General features: G+C 57.3%; 16 protein-coding genes. 3 read left to right on the top strand and 13 right to left on the bottom strand.

What is annotated here, in order from left to right; all coding sequences use genetic code 11:
* Positions 1-10: 10 nt before the first annotated feature.
* From ubiE to udp, 5 genes are all read right to left on the bottom strand, one after another.
* Positions 11-766 (bottom strand): bifunctional demethylmenaquinone methyltransferase/2-methoxy-6-polyprenyl-1,4-benzoquinol methylase UbiE, encoded by a 756-nt coding sequence (gene ubiE / locus NR114_RS16165; RefSeq protein ID WP_020824839.1) that lies wholly within the window; start codon positions 764-766, stop codon positions 11-13.
* Positions 767-845: 79 nt separating this feature from the next.
* Positions 846-2,393, bottom strand: a complete 1,548-nt coding sequence (gene rmuC, locus NR114_RS16160) for a DNA recombination protein RmuC (RefSeq protein WP_234530489.1) — start codon at positions 2,391-2,393, stop codon at positions 846-848.
* 140 nt (positions 2,394-2,533) lie between these two features.
* Positions 2,534-3,064: a DedA family protein gene (locus NR114_RS16155; RefSeq protein ID WP_020824837.1), complete on the bottom strand. Its 531-nt coding sequence runs from the start codon at positions 3,062-3,064 to the stop codon at positions 2,534-2,536.
* A gap of 87 nt (positions 3,065-3,151) precedes the next feature.
* The gene (locus NR114_RS16150; protein ID WP_046374711.1) at positions 3,152-3,934 is read right to left on the bottom strand and encodes a tyrosine-protein phosphatase; all 783 of its coding nucleotides are present in this window, start codon (positions 3,932-3,934) and stop codon (positions 3,152-3,154) included.
* Between the two features lie 172 nt (positions 3,935-4,106).
* Entirely contained in the window at positions 4,107-4,868 is a 762-nt protein-coding gene (gene udp / locus NR114_RS16145) for a uridine phosphorylase (RefSeq protein WP_020824835.1), read from the bottom strand.
* A 512-nt stretch (positions 4,869-5,380) separates the two neighbouring features.
* Between udp and NR114_RS16140 the strand changes: the two genes are divergently transcribed.
* Positions 5,381-6,217 (top strand): dienelactone hydrolase family protein, encoded by an 837-nt coding sequence (locus tag NR114_RS16140; protein WP_020824834.1) that lies wholly within the window; start codon positions 5,381-5,383, stop codon positions 6,215-6,217.
* Between the two features lie 92 nt (positions 6,218-6,309).
* Here NR114_RS16140 and metE read toward each other — a convergent pair whose 3' ends face one another.
* Positions 6,310-8,601: a 5-methyltetrahydropteroyltriglutamate--homocysteine S-methyltransferase gene (gene metE / locus NR114_RS16135; RefSeq protein WP_234530491.1), complete on the bottom strand. Its 2,292-nt coding sequence runs from the start codon at positions 8,599-8,601 to the stop codon at positions 6,310-6,312.
* A 90-nt stretch (positions 8,602-8,691) separates the two neighbouring features.
* Between metE and metR the strand changes: the two genes are divergently transcribed.
* A complete protein-coding gene (gene metR / locus NR114_RS16130) occupies positions 8,692-9,642 on the top strand; it encodes an HTH-type transcriptional regulator MetR (protein WP_020824832.1) in 951 nt (316 codons plus the stop codon).
* 32 nt (positions 9,643-9,674) lie between these two features.
* On the opposite strand, the gene NR114_RS16125 is transcribed toward metR, so the two are convergent.
* Positions 9,675-10,538, bottom strand: a complete 864-nt coding sequence (locus NR114_RS16125) for a carboxylate/amino acid/amine transporter (protein ID WP_256814299.1) — start codon at positions 10,536-10,538, stop codon at positions 9,675-9,677.
* 150 nt (positions 10,539-10,688) lie between these two features.
* Here NR114_RS16125 and NR114_RS16120 point away from each other — a divergent pair, with 150 nt between their 5' ends.
* A complete protein-coding gene (locus NR114_RS16120) occupies positions 10,689-11,018 on the top strand; it encodes a hypothetical protein (protein WP_234530492.1) in 330 nt (109 codons plus the stop codon).
* Here NR114_RS16120 and NR114_RS16115 read toward each other — a convergent pair.
* From NR114_RS16115 to ugpB, 6 genes are all read right to left on the bottom strand, one after another.
* Positions 10,999-11,955: an AEC family transporter gene (locus NR114_RS16115; RefSeq protein ID WP_256824841.1), complete on the bottom strand. Its 957-nt coding sequence runs from the start codon at positions 11,953-11,955 to the stop codon at positions 10,999-11,001. The genes NR114_RS16120 and NR114_RS16115 overlap by 20 nt on opposite strands.
* A 105-nt stretch (positions 11,956-12,060) precedes the next feature.
* On the bottom strand, positions 12,061-12,807 hold the full coding sequence (gene ugpQ / locus NR114_RS16110) for a glycerophosphodiester phosphodiesterase (protein WP_048762269.1): 747 nt from the start codon (positions 12,805-12,807) through the stop codon (positions 12,061-12,063).
* Positions 12,804-13,880 (bottom strand): sn-glycerol-3-phosphate import ATP-binding protein UgpC, encoded by a 1,077-nt coding sequence (locus NR114_RS16105; RefSeq protein WP_046374713.1) that lies wholly within the window; start codon positions 13,878-13,880, stop codon positions 12,804-12,806. The genes ugpQ and NR114_RS16105 overlap by 4 nt, the downstream gene beginning before the upstream one ends.
* A 16-nt stretch (positions 13,881-13,896) precedes the next feature.
* Positions 13,897-14,742 (bottom strand): sn-glycerol-3-phosphate ABC transporter permease UgpE, encoded by an 846-nt coding sequence (ugpE, locus tag NR114_RS16100; protein WP_020824827.1) that lies wholly within the window; start codon positions 14,740-14,742, stop codon positions 13,897-13,899.
* Positions 14,739-15,626, bottom strand: a complete 888-nt coding sequence (gene ugpA, locus NR114_RS16095; RefSeq protein WP_041415156.1) for a sn-glycerol-3-phosphate ABC transporter permease UgpA — start codon at positions 15,624-15,626, stop codon at positions 14,739-14,741. The genes ugpE and ugpA overlap by 4 nt, the downstream gene beginning before the upstream one ends.
* A gap of 162 nt (positions 15,627-15,788) precedes the next feature.
* Positions 15,789-17,108: a sn-glycerol-3-phosphate ABC transporter substrate-binding protein UgpB gene (gene ugpB / locus NR114_RS16090; protein WP_020824825.1), complete on the bottom strand. Its 1,320-nt coding sequence runs from the start codon at positions 17,106-17,108 to the stop codon at positions 15,789-15,791.
* Positions 17,109-17,181 lie beyond the last annotated feature (73 nt).

Raw genomic sequence — 17,181 nt, 5'->3', positions numbered from 1 at the left:
CATGTCCATATCAGAATTTGAAGCCGCGATGCAGGGCAACAATACCGCCGGTCAGGTTAAAATAGGTCACGTTGTCAAACCCGGCAGCGCCCATCATGCCCTTCAGCGTTTCCTGATCGGGATGCATGCGGATCGACTCAGCGAGGTAACGGTAGCTTTCTGGATCCTTCACCACCAGTTCGCCGATTTTCGGCAACACGTGGAAAGAATAAGCGTCGTAAGCCTTGCTCAGCGGGGCTAGCAAGGGTTTGGAGAACTCCAGCACCAACAAACGGCCACCCGGTTTCAACACGCGGAACATGGAGCGCAGTGCCTTGTCTTTGTCGGTGACGTTGCGCAGGCCGAAGGAGATAGTGATGCAGTCAAAATAGTTGTCCGGGAACGGCAGCGCTTCGGCGTTGGCCTGCACATAGCTGACGTTGCCGACAATGCCGCGGTCCCGCAGCTTCTCGCGCCCCATTTTCAGCATGGAATCGTTGATGTCCGCCAGCACTACCTGCCCCTGCTCACCGACCATGCGGGAGAACTTGGCGGCCAGATCACCAGTACCACCGGCCAGATCCAACACACGCTGCCCACGGCGCACGCCGCTGCAATCAATGGTAAAACGCTTCCAGATACGGTGGATACCAAACGACATCAGGTCGTTCATCACGTCATACTTTGCCGCTACCGAATGAAAAACGTCTGCCACCATGGCCTGCTTTTCGTCTCGAGCTACGGTGCGAAAACCGAAATCGGTGGTTTCCTGCGGTTGATCTGCCATTGTCCTGCCTGCTATTCAGTCAATTTAGTGTGGTTGAGTGTACCAGAACCCCACGAAATACCCCACCTCGCCGCGGCTGTCATGCCTGCGATGCGGAGCGTGGTTGCTCTGCGGCGTCGTCATCCTCCGCCCCCGGCAGCGTGCCAACGTCCTCGTCGCTCGCTGCCTCGAATTCTTCGTCATGCTGTGCGCTGGCCTGCTGGGCCAGCAGCGGGTTGATAGGTCTTTTCACCTCAACCCCCAGCGCGCGGAACCCCTCGGTCTGGCCGATAAGATTACCACGGCCTTCACTCAGTTTGTTCATCGCCTGGCGATAACTCCCCTGAGCCTTGTCCAGGCTCTGCCCAAGCGCCGACATGTCGTCAACGAACAACCGCATTTTGTCATACAGCCGCGCAGCCCGGTCGGCAATGCGTTGAGCATTCTGGCTCTGATGTTCATAGCGCCACAGGTTGGTGATGGTGCGCAGGGCGACCAGCAAGGTGGTTGGGCTCACCAGCATAATGTTGTGCTTGAGCGCTTCGCTAATCAGCTCCGGCTCACGGTCTATGGCCAAAAGGAAAGCCGGCTCCACCGGTATAAACATCAACACGTAGTCCAGCGAACGCAGGCCGGGCAATTGCTGATAATCCTTACGGCCCAGCAGACGAATATGGCCACGTAGCGAGACAATATGCTCACTCAGCGCCGTCTCACGCTCCACTTCATCTTCGCTGTTGAAGTAACGTTCATAGGCCACCAGCGACATTTTTGCATCGATCACCACGTCCTTGCCCTGCGGCAGGCGCACGATAACGTCGGGCTGCATCCGACTCTGATGGTCCAGCCGCACGTTGACCTGCGTTTCGTATTCGTGCCCTTCCCGCAGGCCCGAGGCTTCCAGCACCCGACTTAATACCACCTCGCCCCAATTACCCTGGGTTTTATTATCCCCTTTCAGGGCCTTGGTCAGGTTTATGGCCTCACGCGCCATTTGCGCATTAAGCTGCTGCAGGTTGCGTATTTCGTGGGTCAGCGTATGCCGTTCGCGAGCTTCCTGGCCAAAACTGTCCTGCACCTGGCGGCGAAAACCGTCCAGTTGCTCACGCAACGGCAACAGCAGACGATCCAGACTTTGCTTATTTTGCTCATCCACCTTGCGACCGCTGTGTTCAAAAATGCGGTTGGCCAAATTTTCAAACTGGGTGGTGAGACGCTGCTCGCTGTTGATCAACAGGCGCTGCTTCTCTTCCGCCGCCATGCGGGTTTCCTCCAGACGGATGGTCACCTCACGCAGCTCGGCTTCTTGGGCGCTGTTCACTTCACGCTGGGCACGCAGTTCCTGGTTCAACAATTCGCACTCGTTGCGCCAGTGATTAAGCTGCTGAAGCTTTTCGTGCCCTGCAGCCAGCTGGCTGTGCAAATTGCGCAGCTCCATATCGTTCTGCCGCATTTGCTGTTCATTGCGCAGGAGCGTCTCTTGCCGGGCTGCCGTTTCCTGCTGCGCCTGTTGCAGCGATTGTTCCAGCAGCCGCAGCTCGGTTTCATGCTGCGCATGGGACTGCTGCACCCTCAGGCTGGCGATTAACCAGCCCAACAGCAGGCCTATCGTCACCCCGCCTATACCGTAAACCAAACTGGTATCCACCCTGCCTCCTGTTACACCTGACCGTTCCGGCATTTTATCCGCCCGCTGCCCGTCACGTTAAGGGGATGCTGTATGGATGTCCAGCCTGATTTTGTCCCGACGGCGCATTATTGCGAAACGCTGCGCAAGTCAGGCAAAGATTAGCCAAACCACTGGCTTAACCACTTGATGCCAAACGCTCCCGGCGCGAGAATGCCGAACGCCCAGATCATCGCCGAGGTAATATTCGCCACCTGAAAATAACGCTGGGGCATACCGCAAATGCCACCAACCAGCGGGACTACGGCCCGCAACGGACCAAAGAAACGGCCAATGAAAATGCCCAGCACGCCCCAGCGCTCAAAAAACGCATGGCCGCGCGTCAGCAACTGCGGATTACGCGATAGCGGCCACATGTGCGCCACGCGATCTTGATAGTGGTAGCCAATCCAGTAAGAAAGCCAGTCACCAAAGAAAGCGCCCGCAGCGGCGGCGGCCCAGATAGGCCAAAAGGCAATGCCGCTTTCGCCAATCAGCGCACCCAGCGCCAGCAAGATCACCGTGGCTGGCAACAGCAGCGACAGGAACGCCAGCGATTCGCCAAACGCCAGGAAGAAGATAATCGGGATGGCCCAGCCTTCGTGCTGACGCACGGTCTCGCTGATCCAGTGGATAATGTCATTGAGGCTCAATACGGGCTCCTGATGCGGGATTTACTGCCCCAAGGATACGCAATGCCAGCCGGCGTCGGTTAAACCCCGGCTAAACATCCACGCGGTTTACTCGAGGTAGAACGCCTGTAGCGCTGCTCGCTGGCTTTGCCCCAGCCCGTATTCCGCCTCCAGCCAACGGTCGGTAGAACCGTATTGGTCACGGATGCAACCCAGGGCAGTCATCAGGAACTCTTCTCGGGCGCTAAGCACATAGGCAAACTGCCCCAATGCCGAGTCACTTAAACGAATCGACAGTTGATCCAACATTTGTTCACGGAAGGTCGCCAACGTGGTTTCTGTCAGCAGGTAATCTTCCACCACCGTCGCCTCATCGGCACCCAGTGCGAACAATACCAACGCCGATCCGACCCCCGTGCGATCCTTACCGACTGCACAGTGCTGGACGATAGCACCGTTATCGGTATGGCTCAGCAACTGAGTCAACTGTTGGTAGGCCGGATTGCCGAACGGCAGTCGGCGATATAACTCCAGCATAAACGCCCGCGCATCGAAACCGGCCAGCGTTTCGCTGGTCAGTTTTTCCAGGTTGGCATTAACCTCATTGCTCAACGGGTTAGCAGGAAAATGGTGGTAATCCGCGCCCTGCCACAGGATATCGGGCTTGGCCTGCACTTCATCGGGATCGCGGTAATCCAGTACCGATCGCACCGGCACGCCGGCCAGGAAGGCGCAGTCGTTTTCCGTCAGGCGCTCCAGCGACCCGGAACGGAACAGTAATCCTCGCTTGATGCGACGGCCATCAGCAACGCTGTTACCACCGAGATCGCGAAAGTTAATGCCGCCATCAAGCGGTGCCAATGAAGGATGAAGCAGGATCTGGGCGGTCATAGACGTCCTCGTGTTTATTGTCTGATAAAACGCAACCTGAGAGCCAAGGTAAAACCGGGCTCAACGGGTCAAAGAGGTGGCCAGTTAAGATGGCGCTGATGATGATAACCGTAACAGATTACGGCTGAATGGAAAAACGGACCGCGTGGCGGCCCGTTAAATTGCGGAGGGATTACAGCAGGCGACGCGCCGCATCAACCACGATCTGCACCGCTTTGCTCTCGGTGTTTTTCATGGTTTCCGCGTTCGGAATTTCCTGCTGGGTACGGTTAACGATCACACCGGCAACCATACCGGCACGCAGGCCCTGGCTGGCACACATGGTCAGCAGCGTGGCGGATTCCATTTCATAGTTCATCACGCCCATCGATTGCCATTCTTCCATCGAGCCTTTGAAACGGCTAACGACGCGCCCGGAGAAGGTATCGTAACGTTCCTGGCCTGGATAGAAGGTGTCAGAAGACGCAGTTACGCCGATGTGCGTGGTCGCGCCTGCTGCCTTGGCAGCTTCGACCAGGGCGGTAGTACAGGCGAAGTCGGCCACCGCCGGGAACTCCATCGGCGCGAAGTGCAGGCTGGCACCGTCCAGACGAACCGCCGCGGTGGTGACCAGCACGTCACCTACATTGATGTCTGACTGGATCGCACCGGTGGTGCCGATTCGCAGGAAGGTACGAATACCCAGCTGTGCCAGCTCTTCAACCGCGATAGACGTCGAAGGACCGCCGATACCGGTGGAACAGACGATCACTGCCTTGCCGTCCAGCTCTGCACGCCAGGAGGTGAATTCACGATGGGAAGCCAGGTGCACCGGATTTTCCATCAGCTTGGCAATTTTCTCTACGCGCTGCGGATCGCCAGGAACGATGGCAAGCTGGGCCCCTTGTAAATCGTTTTTGGTCAGGCCGAGATGGAAAACGTCAGATTGAGACATACGAGACTCCTCATAGATCATGTTTATTGGGAGGAACAAAAAAGTACTCTACTGAAAAACGCCACGCAATTTCGTGACAGCAATCACTACAGACAAAGAAACAGAATGCAATCTACATAACTCTTGTGACTAAAGTCACAAAAATTAGCAAGAAGGCCCGCCTGATGGCCCCAGTAGCCACCAGTCTAGTCGACAAATCGCACCGCCGGTTTCCCCTGCTACTCGGAGTTTATCAAGGCGGTTTGCCAAAAAATCCCCTATGCAGTCACAGAAAAATAGCCTTGGTTTGTCGGGGACTTAGCCCGAATAAGCGGAACTAACGCACCTTATGGTACTAATGCAGGTCAACTTGCGTAATAGCATGATAAAAAGACAATAAAAACGCGATAAAGCCGGATATTTAATCGTTTTTTACAGACTTGACTGAAAATGCTCCACTCGATGCCAATAACGGGTAATCTTTCCTATAGTTAATCGCAGCGCTTTTCTCTATTGATTGCACGGAGACCGCAATGAAAACCGATCATGTGATGACATTAAAACAGGCCCAGGGGGGATTCACCCCGGCCGTAACCCCCTTGGCGGCTTCTACCATCCTCACCGACGAGCAGGGCATTCATACCGGGGAAACCACCATTCCTTCTCAGGGTGACAACCTGCCTGCCTATATCGCCAAACCGGCGGACCACAGCGGCCCCTTCCCGGTCGTTCTGGTGGTACAGGAGATATTTGGCGTACATGAACATATTCAGGACGTGTGCCGTCGTCTGGCGAAGCAGGGTTATCTGGCGATAGCGCCGGAGCTGTACTTCCGTCAAGGGGATGCCCGGGAATACACCGATATCAGTGAACTGTTCCAGAATCTGGTGAGCAAGGTGCCGGATCGTCAGGTGCTGGCGGATCTGGATCATGCTGCCCATTGGGCAACGCGCCACGGCGGCGATGCCGGCAAGCTGGCGATTACCGGTTTCTGCTGGGGCGGGCGTATTAGTTGGCTCTATGCCGCGCACAACCCGCAGTTAAAGGCTGCGGTGGCCTGGTACGGTAGGTTGGTGGGTGAAAAAACGCTGAATTCGCCAAAACACCCGGTCGACGTTGCGACACAGCTGACGGCACCGGTGCTGGGACTTTACGGCGGCCAGGACAGCAGCATCCCGCTGGAGACGGTGGAAAGCATGCGTCAGGCGATCCGCGCCGCCAACGCCAATGCCGAGATCGTGGTGTATCCCGAGGCCGGCCATGCCTTCAATGCCGACTACCGGCCCAGCTACAACGCCGAAGCGGCAGAGGATGGCTGGCAACGTATGCTGGCTTGGTTCGCGCAGCACGGAGTGCCAGGCGTTAAATAGCCTCTCGTCTTAAGGCTGCCCGATCGGCAGTCATTTTCGATATGAAAAAGGGCGCCGAAGCGCCCAGAATAATCTACACCCAAATGTCGCTATCAGACCTGCTGTTCACGCAGGCGCTGTGCGGCCAGCACCATGTTGGTCAGCGACTGACGGGTTTCCGGCCAGCCACGGGTTTTCAGGCCGCAGTCCGGGTTCACCCACAGGCGCTCAGCCGGGATGTTCTGCGCAGCTTTGCGCAGCAGCGCTTCGATCCATTCTACGCTTGGCACGTTCGGCGAGTGGATGTCGTACACGCCCGGTCCAATCTCATTCGGGTACTCAAACTCTTTGAAGGCTTCCAGCAGATCCATATCAGAACGCGAGGTTTCGATGGTGATCACGTCGGCATCCAGCGCCGCAATGGAGTCCATGATGTCGTTGAACTCGCAATAACACATGTGAGTGTGGATCTGCGTGTCGTCTTGCGCGACAGCGGCGTTCAGTTTGAAAGCCTCCACCGCCCAGTTCAGATAGGCAGCCCAGTCGGATCGACGCAGAGGCAAACCTTCGCGCAGTGCAGGCTCATCAATCTGGATAATGCCGATACCGGCTTTTTCCAGATCTTCCACTTCGTCGCGCAGCGCCAGGGCAATCTGTTTAGCGATCACTTCGCGGGTCACGTCTTCGCGCGGGAACGACCAGCAGAGAATGGTGACCGGACCGGTCAGCATGCCTTTTACCGGCTTGTCGGTCAGCGACTGAGCATACTTCGCCCACTCGACGGTAATGGCTTCAGGGCGACTGATATCGCCAATGATCACCGGCGGTTTTACGCAGCGGGAACCGTAGCTCTGTACCCAGCCGTTTTGAGTGAACACGAAGCCGTCGAGGTTTTCGCCGAAATATTCCACCATGTCGTTACGCTCGGCTTCGCCGTGCACCAACACGTCCAGCCCCAGGCGTTCTTGTTCAACGATCGCCTGTTTGATGTGTTCGCTAATGCTGGTGCGGTAGTTATTGCCGTCCAAACGCCCCTGCTTGAAGTCCAGGCGCAGGCCGCGAATTTCCGTGGTTTGCGGGAAAGACCCTATCGTGGTGGTCGGCCAGGCCGGCAGGTTAAAGCGCGCACGCTGTGCCTGAGCACGCTCGGCGTAAGGGCGCTGACGTTCGCTGTCCTGCGCGGTAATCGCCGCCAGGCGTTGGCTTACCTGCGCATTATGCACGCGGCTGGACTGGCGACGAGCGCGGATTGGTGCGCTATAGGCGTCCAGTTCGGCCTGCTTTTCTGCACCCGGTGCGTTCAGCGCCGCGCTCAACAGGGCCAATTCGGCGCATTTTTGCAGAGCAAAGGCGAACCAGCTTTTCACCTCTTCGTCCAGGCGAGTTTCCACGCTCAGATCGATAGGGCTGTGCAGCAGTGAACAGGAAGTGCCAATCCACAGTGGGCGGCTGCCGACCAACGGCTGCAGGCGTTCAAACCAACTGCTCAGATCCGCACGCCAGACGTTGCGACCATTGATGACGCCCAGAGACAGCAGCCACGCTTTGGGCAGCGCCTTGTTCAATGCGTCGATATCGTCATGACCGGCAACCAGATCAACGTGCAGCCCCTGAACCGGTAGCTCGCGGACGGTGTCGAGATTATGGCCCACGCTGTCGAAGTAGGTGGTCAGCAGCAGTTTTACCTGACCTTGCAGCGCTTCGTAAGCCGGCTTGAAGGCGTTCAGCCATTCCTGCGGCAATTCCAGCACCAGTGCTGGCTCGTCAATTTGTACCCACTCCACGCCGCGTTGCGCCAATTCAGCCAGCACCTGCTGGTAAACCGGCAGGATGTCTTTCAGCAGCGACAAACGGTCAAACGCTTCACCTTTCACTTTACCCAGCCACAGATAGGTCACCGGCCCCAGCAACACCGGCTTGATTTTGTGGCCCAGAGCCAGCGCTTCGTCCACTTCTTCCAGCAGTTGGGTCCACCCCAGTTTGAACTGCTGACCTTTGTGAAATTCAGGCACCATGTAGTGGTAGTTGGTGTTAAACCATTTGGTCATTTCTGCCGCCGCTGCCGGTTTTCCGGTTGGTGCGCGACCACGGCCGATGCGGAATAGCGTATCCAGATCGATTGAGCCATCCGCATTCTGATGACGTGCCGGCACGTTGCCCAGCAGCAGGCTGGTGGTCAATACATGGTCGTACCAAGCGAAATCGCCGACCGGCACCAAATCCACTCCGGCCTGCTGTTGTTGTTGCCAATGGCGAGCGCGCAGCTCGCGGCCAACCGCCAACAGTTCTTCCTGCGTTGAGTTACCAGCCCAGTAGCTTTCCTGCGCTTTTTTCAGTTCACGTCTTAGCCCAACGCGAGGAAAACCCAGTGTGTGATTTAAAATTGCCATCGTCATATTCCCCATTTAGCCGTCCAGATGTTTACACATCCATAATCCGCAGGTACTGTATTAACCACAAGCGCAATTTATTCACTGTCACTGTGAAGGACTCTCATGATCGAACTGAAACACTTACGGACGCTGCAGGCGCTGCGCAATACCGGCTCGCTGGCGGCCGCGGCGGCCCAACTCCATCAGACACAGTCTGCTCTGTCGCATCAGTTCAGCGATCTGGAGCAGCGTCTGGGCTTCAAGCTGTTCGTTCGCAAAAGCCAGCCGCTGCGCTTTACCGCGCAGGGAGAGATCCTGTTGCAGTTGGCAGAACAGGTACTGCCGCAAATCCAGCACGCGCTACAGGCGTGTCACGAACCTCATCAGGCCACGTTGCGCATCGCCATTGAATGCCACAGCTGCATTCAATGGCTGACGCCCGCGCTGGATAACTTCCGTCAGAGTTGGCCACAGGTGATCATGGACTTCAAATCCGGCGTGACCTTTGATCCGCAGCCGGCGCTGCAACAGGGTGAACTGGATCTGGTGCTGACCTCCGACATTCTGCCGCGCAGTGGGCTGCACTATTCACCGATGTTTGATTTCGAAGTACGCCTGGTGCTGGCGCCGGATCATCCATTGGCCAGCAAGCTGCACATTGAGCCTGAAGATTTGATTGACGAAACGCTGATGATTTACCCGGTACAGCGTCAGAGACTGGATATCTGGCGCCATTTCCTGCAGCCCGCAGGCATCAGCCCGGCGCTGAAAAACGTGGATAACACCCTGTTGCTGATCCAGATGGTATCGGCCCGCATGGGGATCGCGGCGTTGCCGCACTGGGTGGTGGAAAGTTTTGAACGCCAGGGGTTAGTGGTGACCAAAACCCTGGGGGATGGGCTTTGGAGCCGCCTGTACGCGGCGGTACGCGACGGTGAACAGCGCCAGGCCGTCACCGAAGCCTTTATCCGCTCGGCTCGGCAACATGCCTGCAACCATCTGCCATTCGTGCGTGATGCTGCACGCCCAAGCGCCGGTGTCGCCAGCGTCAAACCGCTGGCTTCGCAACCCTAAATATCAGGGCAGCTCGCGCTTGGGCTGCCCGTTTATTTGCTGACTATTTTAGGCGCCACCCAACGGCGATGCACCCACAGCGAAGCGACAATCACCGCCCCGCCGATAATGAAACTTGGCCAATGCGGCTGTTGCTGCCAGATGGCCAGATTAACCAACAGTCCTGCCGGCACATGCATGTTATTCATGATGCCCAAAGTACCGGCATCCACCTGCGTTGCGCCGTAGTTCCACATGAAATAACCCAGCCCGGAAGCCACTACGCCCAGCCAGACCAGAATGCCCCACTGCAGGTTAGTGGTTGGCAGCTGCTGCGGATTGCCCCACAGGCACCAGGCGACCACCGCCACGACCAAGGCCCCCAGATAGAACCAGGAAAATGCGGTGTGTTGCGGCAGCGGATGCACTTCCATCAACCGTTTGTAACCGACCATGCCGATGGCAAAGCTGATGTTCGCCGCCTGCACCAGCAACAGCCCCCACCAAAAATGCTCGCTCAATTGATGATATCGAATAATCGCAGCGCCCAGCACCGCCAATACCGCACTGAACACATAACCCCAGCGCAGGCGCTGTCCACTGATCAAGTCATAAATCAGCGTAACGTACAGCGGCGTCAGCACGGTAAACAGCAGGAATTCCGGCACCGTCAGGTACATGTACGCGCGGAAGCTGAACAGATACATGATGCCAAGCTGGCAAGCCCCCACCAGCATGTACAACAGGATCACTTTTGGCTTGATGTTGCGCCAGCGCAGGAAAGGCAGGAACACCGCCGCCGCCAGGCCGATGCGCATCAGCACCGAGAACCAGCTGTCGACCTGGCCCGCCAGGTATTCGCCAATCAGGCTGAAAGAAAATGCCCACAGGATGGTAGTAATCACCAGAAGCAGCACGATGGGTTCACCCTAAAGATTCAGAAAGGGCGATTGTAACGGAAGGCAGAAAGGGGTGTAGCGAAAAGAAGGTTTACATCTGAGCAAAATACAAACTTTCAGCAAATTTGCACCGCTGGGTTAGGCTTAATAAAAGACGAGGAGAACATCATGAAAAGTTATCATCTGCTCTATGGCCTGTTGCTGCTGTCCGGATTGGCCACTGCGGCCAACGGCGTCACCGAGCTCAGCTCGCAACAGCAGTTTCTCAACCAACGCACTCAGCAGACGCAACAACAGCGTATGTTGAATAATCAGCAGCTGGATCAGCGCCGCCTGCAACAACAGCGGCAGTTCGATAATAACCAGCAGCAACTGCAGCAAACGGCGCCAAACGGTGGGAGGTTGTTACCCAACGGCAACCAGCCGCGCAGCCCATTTAACCGCACAGCACCTGCAGTCCCCCAGGCACCGCTGCCGGCTAGCCCCGCACGCCCATGATGGTCAGGATCAATGGCGTAGTCACTGCTGCCAGCACGGTGGACATCACCAGGCTGGTGGCGGCAGGCCCGGTCAATACGTTGAACTGGCGTGACATCAGGTAAACATTGACCCCGACCGCCATCGACCCCAGCAACACCACCACCCGGGTTTCCATCGGCGGCAGGTCCATCATCCAGGCCAGTAGCCAGATGATCAGCGGTTGAACAATCAGCTTGAGGAAACAGATGCCGCTGCTGAGGCGCCAGCCTTCGCTGATGCGATACTCCGCCAGCCCCATACCCAGCACTACCAGAGACAGCGGTGCGGCAACCTGACCAAGCATGCTGACCGGCTGGTCGACAAACGTCGGCAGCGGCAAGCCGGTCAGGCTGAACAGCGTGCCGGAAAGAATGCCGATAATCAGCGGGTTGGTCAGCACGCTACGCGCCGTTTTGATAAAGCCCTGCAGCGTCGGCGAACCATTGCGCGCCCATTCGATGGAGATAGTCACCAGCGTCCAGAGGATCAGGCCGTTAAACACCAACACCAATGCCACCGATGGGATTGCCGCCTCGCCGAGCATGACGCTGGCGATGGGCAGGCCCAACATCACGTTATTGGAGAAAATTCCACCCAACGCGAACACCGATCCCGCCACTCCATCCAGTTTAAACACCCGACGCGCGGTGATGCGACCGATCACGAACACAATCAGGCAACTGCCGAAAAAGGCGATCAACAGGCGGGCATCTACCGCTGGACGCTGCGAAAAGTCGCACATCATGCGGAACAACATGGCGGGGGGAGCCAAAGAGAAGACAAAACGCGTTAAACCGTCGGTGATGGTCGCTGGCCATTTACCCCAGCGGATAAGCCCATATCCCAACACGATCAGCACAAATAGCGGCAAAGACAGCGCTATTTGATGCCATAACGAACCCATAAAAACAGACATCACATCCCTTCCGTTAGCGCGGCGGCAAAGGACTGACGTCGCAAAATTCAACAGGCGCCGACGGCTTTCTCACGGACGCAGCAAACTGCGTCCGTGGCAACGGGATCACGCGTTGGGAAAGTCCGGGCCGATCAAATCTATCCGGTCAGTGCAAATGCAGTCAACGCCCCAGTTCAACAACAAGCGCGCACGCGCCGGCTGGTTAACGGTATAAACCAGGATGCGCAGCCCTGCCGCCTTCAGTGCCGACACCCGTTCGGCCGTCAGTTCTTTATGGTTGATGTGCAACGAAACGCAGCCCAATCGTTCGGTCAACGCCTGCCAGTTGTCGTCCCACTGATCCAGCAACAGGCCGCGCGGGAGTTCCGGCACCGTACGCTGCGCCGCCTCAAGCGCCTCAATCGAGAATGAGGACAGCAGCGGATCGGTCTGCCCTTGCCACAGCAAACGTGCGGCTAGCGCCACAACACGACCGGTTTCATCATCGCTGCCGGTGGTAGGCTTGATTTCAATGTTCGCCATCATGCCATGCTGCTGACAGCGCTCCGCCACTTCGGCCAACAGCGGTAAACGTTCGCCCTTGTAAGCGGAGTTATACCAGTTGCCGGCATCCAGCTGTACCAGCTTGTCCCACGGCAGCTCACCCGCCACGCCCCAGCCGTTGCTGGTGCGATCCAGGGTATCGTCGTGCAACAGAAATATTTGCCCGTCCTGCGCCAGCTTGGCGTCGAACTCAATCATTTTATGACCGTGCCGTGCGCCGACGTCGATCGCCGCCAGGGTATTTTCCGGTGCCAGAGAACCGCCGCCGCGGTGGGCGACAATGTGGGGGTAAGGCCAGGCTGTGGTCATGATTCCATCCGTAATCCGCTATCGGTATCAAAAAAGTGCAGCGCCTGTGCAGGCAACTGCAAATATAGCGTGCTGCCCGCCGTCGGCATAGTTTCATGCGACAAACGCGCAATCACGCCATGACCGCCCCACTGCCCATGCGCCAGGTTATCTGCGCCCAATAACTCCAGCGTTTGCAGCGCCAGGGGCACGCCCCCTTGCTCGGAGGTGGTCAATTGAAGATGTTCCGGGCGGATGCCAAGCGTCAACCGGCGACCGCCCCACTGCGCTTTGGGTTGCGGTAAATTCAGCGTCATCCCCTCGGCCAGTTGCAGTTGGCTGCCGTCGGCGCTCAACGTGCCGGGCAACAGGTTCATCGCCGGCGAACCGATAAAGCTGGCGACGAACAGCGACGCCGGGCGCTGATAGACCTCACTGGGGGTGCCAATTTGCTCTGCCACGCCTTTGTTCATGACGATCACCCGCTGTGCCAACGTCATCGCCTCCACCTGATCGTGGGTCACGTACAGGCTGGTGGTTTTCAGCCGGCGATGCAGTTGTTGCAGTTCCAGGCGCATTTGGACGCGCAGCTTGGCATCCAGATTCGACAGCGGTTCATCAAACAGGAATACCGCCGGCTCACGCACGATAGCGCGTCCCATCGCCACCCGTTGACGTTGGCCGCCGGAAAGCTCGCGCGGCTTGCGTTGCAACAACGGCTCCAGCTCTAAAATACGCGCGGCTTCCTCCACCCGCTGTTGAATATGCTGTTTGCCAAAGCCGCGAATTTTCAGGCCATAGGCCATGTTGTCGTATACGCTCATGTGCGGATACAGCGCATAGTTCTGGAACACCATCGCGATACCGCGATCTTTCGGCTCCATATCCGTTACGCGTTGACTGTCGATATAAATATCGCCGCTGGTGGTGCGTTCCAGCCCGGCCACCATGCGCAACAGCGTCGATTTACCGCAGCCGGACGGGCCGACCATCACGATAAATTCGCCGTCCGCCACGTCGAGGTCAATTTGCTTGATCACCGGCGTTTTACCGTCGTAAGACTTGGTGACTGCCTGTAGTTTTAAACCTGCCATGTGAAAATTTCTCTCGTTACTTTTCGCTATCAACCAGGCCGCGTACAAACCAGCGCTGCATCAGAAGAACCACCGTCAGCGGTGGAATTAAAGTCAGAATCATCGCCGCCATCACCTGATTCCACTGGGTCGGCGCGCCGGAGGTGGAGATCATGCTCTTGATGCCCGCCACTGCGGTGCCCATCGAGGCATCGCTGGTGATCAGAATCGGCCACAAATACTGGTTCCAGCCGTAGATAAAGGTGATGACAAACAGCGCCGCCAGATTGGTCTTCGACAGCGGCAGCACGATATCCCAGAAAAAACGCATCGGGCCGGCGCCGTCAATCCGCGCCGCTTCCAGCAGTTCGTCCGGTAACGTCATAAAGAACTGGCGCAGCAGGAAGGTGGCGGTCGCCGACGCCATCAGCGGCAACGTCAGGCCGGTGTAGCTGTCCAGCAGGTTGAGGTTGGAGATAACCTCCACCGTCGGGAAAATACGCACCTCAACCGGCAACATCAGGGTGAGGAATATCAGCCAGAAGAACAGGCTGCGCAGCGGGAAACGGAAATAAACGATGGCATAGGCGGACAACACCGATACCACAATCTTGCCGAAGGTGATGGCCAGCGCCATCACCACGCTGTTCAACAGCAGCAGCGAAAACGGCACCTTAAGGTTGCCCACGCCACCCTGCCAAATATTGCTGATGTTTTCCCACAGGTGACCGCCGGGGATCAGGGTCATCGGCACCTGAAACACCTGTTTGTCGTCCAGCGTAGCCGCCACAAAGGCCACGTACAGCGGGAACAGCACCACCAGCACGCCGATAATCAGCATTACGTGGCTGAAAATGTCCAGCCCGCGTCGGTTCTCAATCATTGGTAACGCACCTTACGTTCGACAAAACGGAACTGGATCACCGTCAGGCCAATCACCAGCAACATCAGGATCACCGACTGTGCCGCGGAGCTGGACAGATCCAGACCGGCAAAGCCTTCACGGTAAATCTTGTAGATCAGCGTGGTGGTGGACTGTACCGGTCCGCCGCCGGTCGCGGCATCGATCACCGGGAAGGTATCGAAGAAGGCGTACACCAGATTCACCACCAGCAGGAAGAAGCTCACCGGCGTGATTAACGGCAGCACCAGATTGAAGAAACGCCGTACCGGGCCGGCACCGTCAATGGCCGCCGCCTCAACCAGAGAGCGAGGAATTGACTGCAACGCGGCCAGGAAAAACAGGAAGTTATAGCTGATTTGCTGCCATACCGAGGCCAGCACCACCAGGAACATCGCCTGCCCGCTGTTTTGCGCGTGGTTCCAGCTGTAACCCAGTCCGTTGAGGAAGTGGGTAATCAGCCCCAGGCCGGGGTTGAACAGGAAAATCCACAGCACCGCCGCCACCGCGGGCGCCACGGCGTAAGGCAGGATCATCAGCGTCTGGTAGATCCGGCTGCCGCGCAGCACGTAATCCACTAACGCGGCGAAGAACAGCGACACGACCAGCCCGATACCCGCCACCAGGAAACTGAAAATCAGCGTGGTGTAAAACGAGTCCAGGTAGTAAGGGTCGTGGAACAGTTGGGTAAAGTTGTCCAGCCCGACAAACTGGCTGGACAGGCCAAACGGGTCGAGGCTTTGCACCGAATACCACAGCGCCTCGCCGGCGGGCCACAGAAAGAATATTGCGGTAATCAGCAACTGTGGCAGCACTAAAACATAGGGCAGCCAACTGCAGCCGAAACCGGGACGATGTGAACTCATCATTAGGGACTCATGAAGACAAAAAACGGGTGACTCGAAGCAGGGCGTCGCGAGCAAAGCCAGTCTGGGTGCGGACAGCGCACAGCTCCCGGAGTGGACATAAAGTCCATGAGGAGAGCGAGCACTGCCCAATCCCAGAATGGCAAAGCGCAGTAGCCGCTATTACTTAGTCTGAGACTCGAAGCGACGCAGCAACACATCACCGCGCTGTACGGCGGCATCCAATGCCTGCTGTGGCGTTTTCTTACCGGTCCACACGCCCTCCAGCTCTTCATCCACGACGGTGCGAATCTGCGGCATATTGCCCAAACGCAGCCCCTTGGTGAACGGCAATGGCGGCTTGTTCAGCATTTGACGCGTCGCCACGTCCGCCCCTGGGTTCTTGTCATAGAACCCCTGTTGTTTGGTCAGGTCGTACGCTGCCGTGGTGATCGGCAGATAACCGGTCTTCTGGTGCCACTCGGCGGCGATTTCCGGCTGTGCCAGATACTGCAGGAACTCGGCTACGCCTTTATAGGTGGCGGCATCTTTACCGTTCATCACCCACAGGCTGGCGCCCCCGATAATGGCGTTCTGCGGTGCATTTTTGGCATCGGCGTCATACGGCATCATGCCCACGCCATAGTTGAATTTGGCGTAATGCTTGATGTCCGCCAGCGAGCCGGATGAAGCGGTGGTAATCGCACAGTCACCGCTGTAGAACTTCTCGGTGGATTCGTCTTTACGGCCGAAATAGGTGAAGTCACCTTTTTTGTTCATCTCTTCCAGCAGTTGGATATGCTTGACCTGCAACGGCTTGTTGAACTCCAGCTTGGCGCTCGCGCCACCAAAGCCATTGTTCTCCGTGGCGAATGGCACGCCGTGCCAGGCGCTGAAGTTCTCCAGTTGGATCCAGCCCTGCCAACCGCTGGCATAGCCGCATTTCATGCCGGCTTCACGCAGTTTGGCGGTGTCCGCCGCCAGCTCCTGCCAGGTTTTTGGCGGCTGGTCTGGGTTCAAACCGGCTTTCTTGAAGGCATCTTTGTTGTAATACAGCACCGGGGTAGAGCTGTTGAACGGCTGCGACAGCAGGTGTCCGCTTTTGTTGTCGGTGTAGTAACCGGACACCGTAGGCACGAATACCGATTCGTCAAAGCTGATGCCCGCGTCTTTAAACACTTCGTACACCGGCTTGATCGCCTTGCTGGCCATCATGGTGGCCGTGCCCACTTCATACACCTGCAGGATCGCCGGCGCTTTACCGGAGCGGTAGGCCGCGATACCCGCCGCCAGGCTCTGTTCGTAGTTGCCTTTGTAAACCGGAACAATTTTGACGTCGGTGTGCGACTGGTTAAAGCGGTCCGCCAGGGAATCCACTTCTTTACCCAGTTCGCCCTCCATCGAATGCCAGAACGGGATCTCGGTCGCCGCCAGTGCCTGAGTGCTGACCGCCAGGGTCAACGCGACGCACAGCGTGGTTTTGCGAATAGCGTAGGTGAGCATGCCTAACTCCTGAAAAAGCTGGTGTATCCCCTGCATCTTTCACGCCGCAGCCGTGTTGGTTTCCCGCCATCAC

This window comes from Serratia sp. Ser99, from assembly GCF_024519545.1.
GTDB classification, from domain to species: Bacteria; Pseudomonadota; Gammaproteobacteria; order Enterobacterales; family Enterobacteriaceae; genus Serratia; species Serratia liquefaciens.
This window is presented reverse-complemented; position numbering and strand designations above follow the sequence as displayed.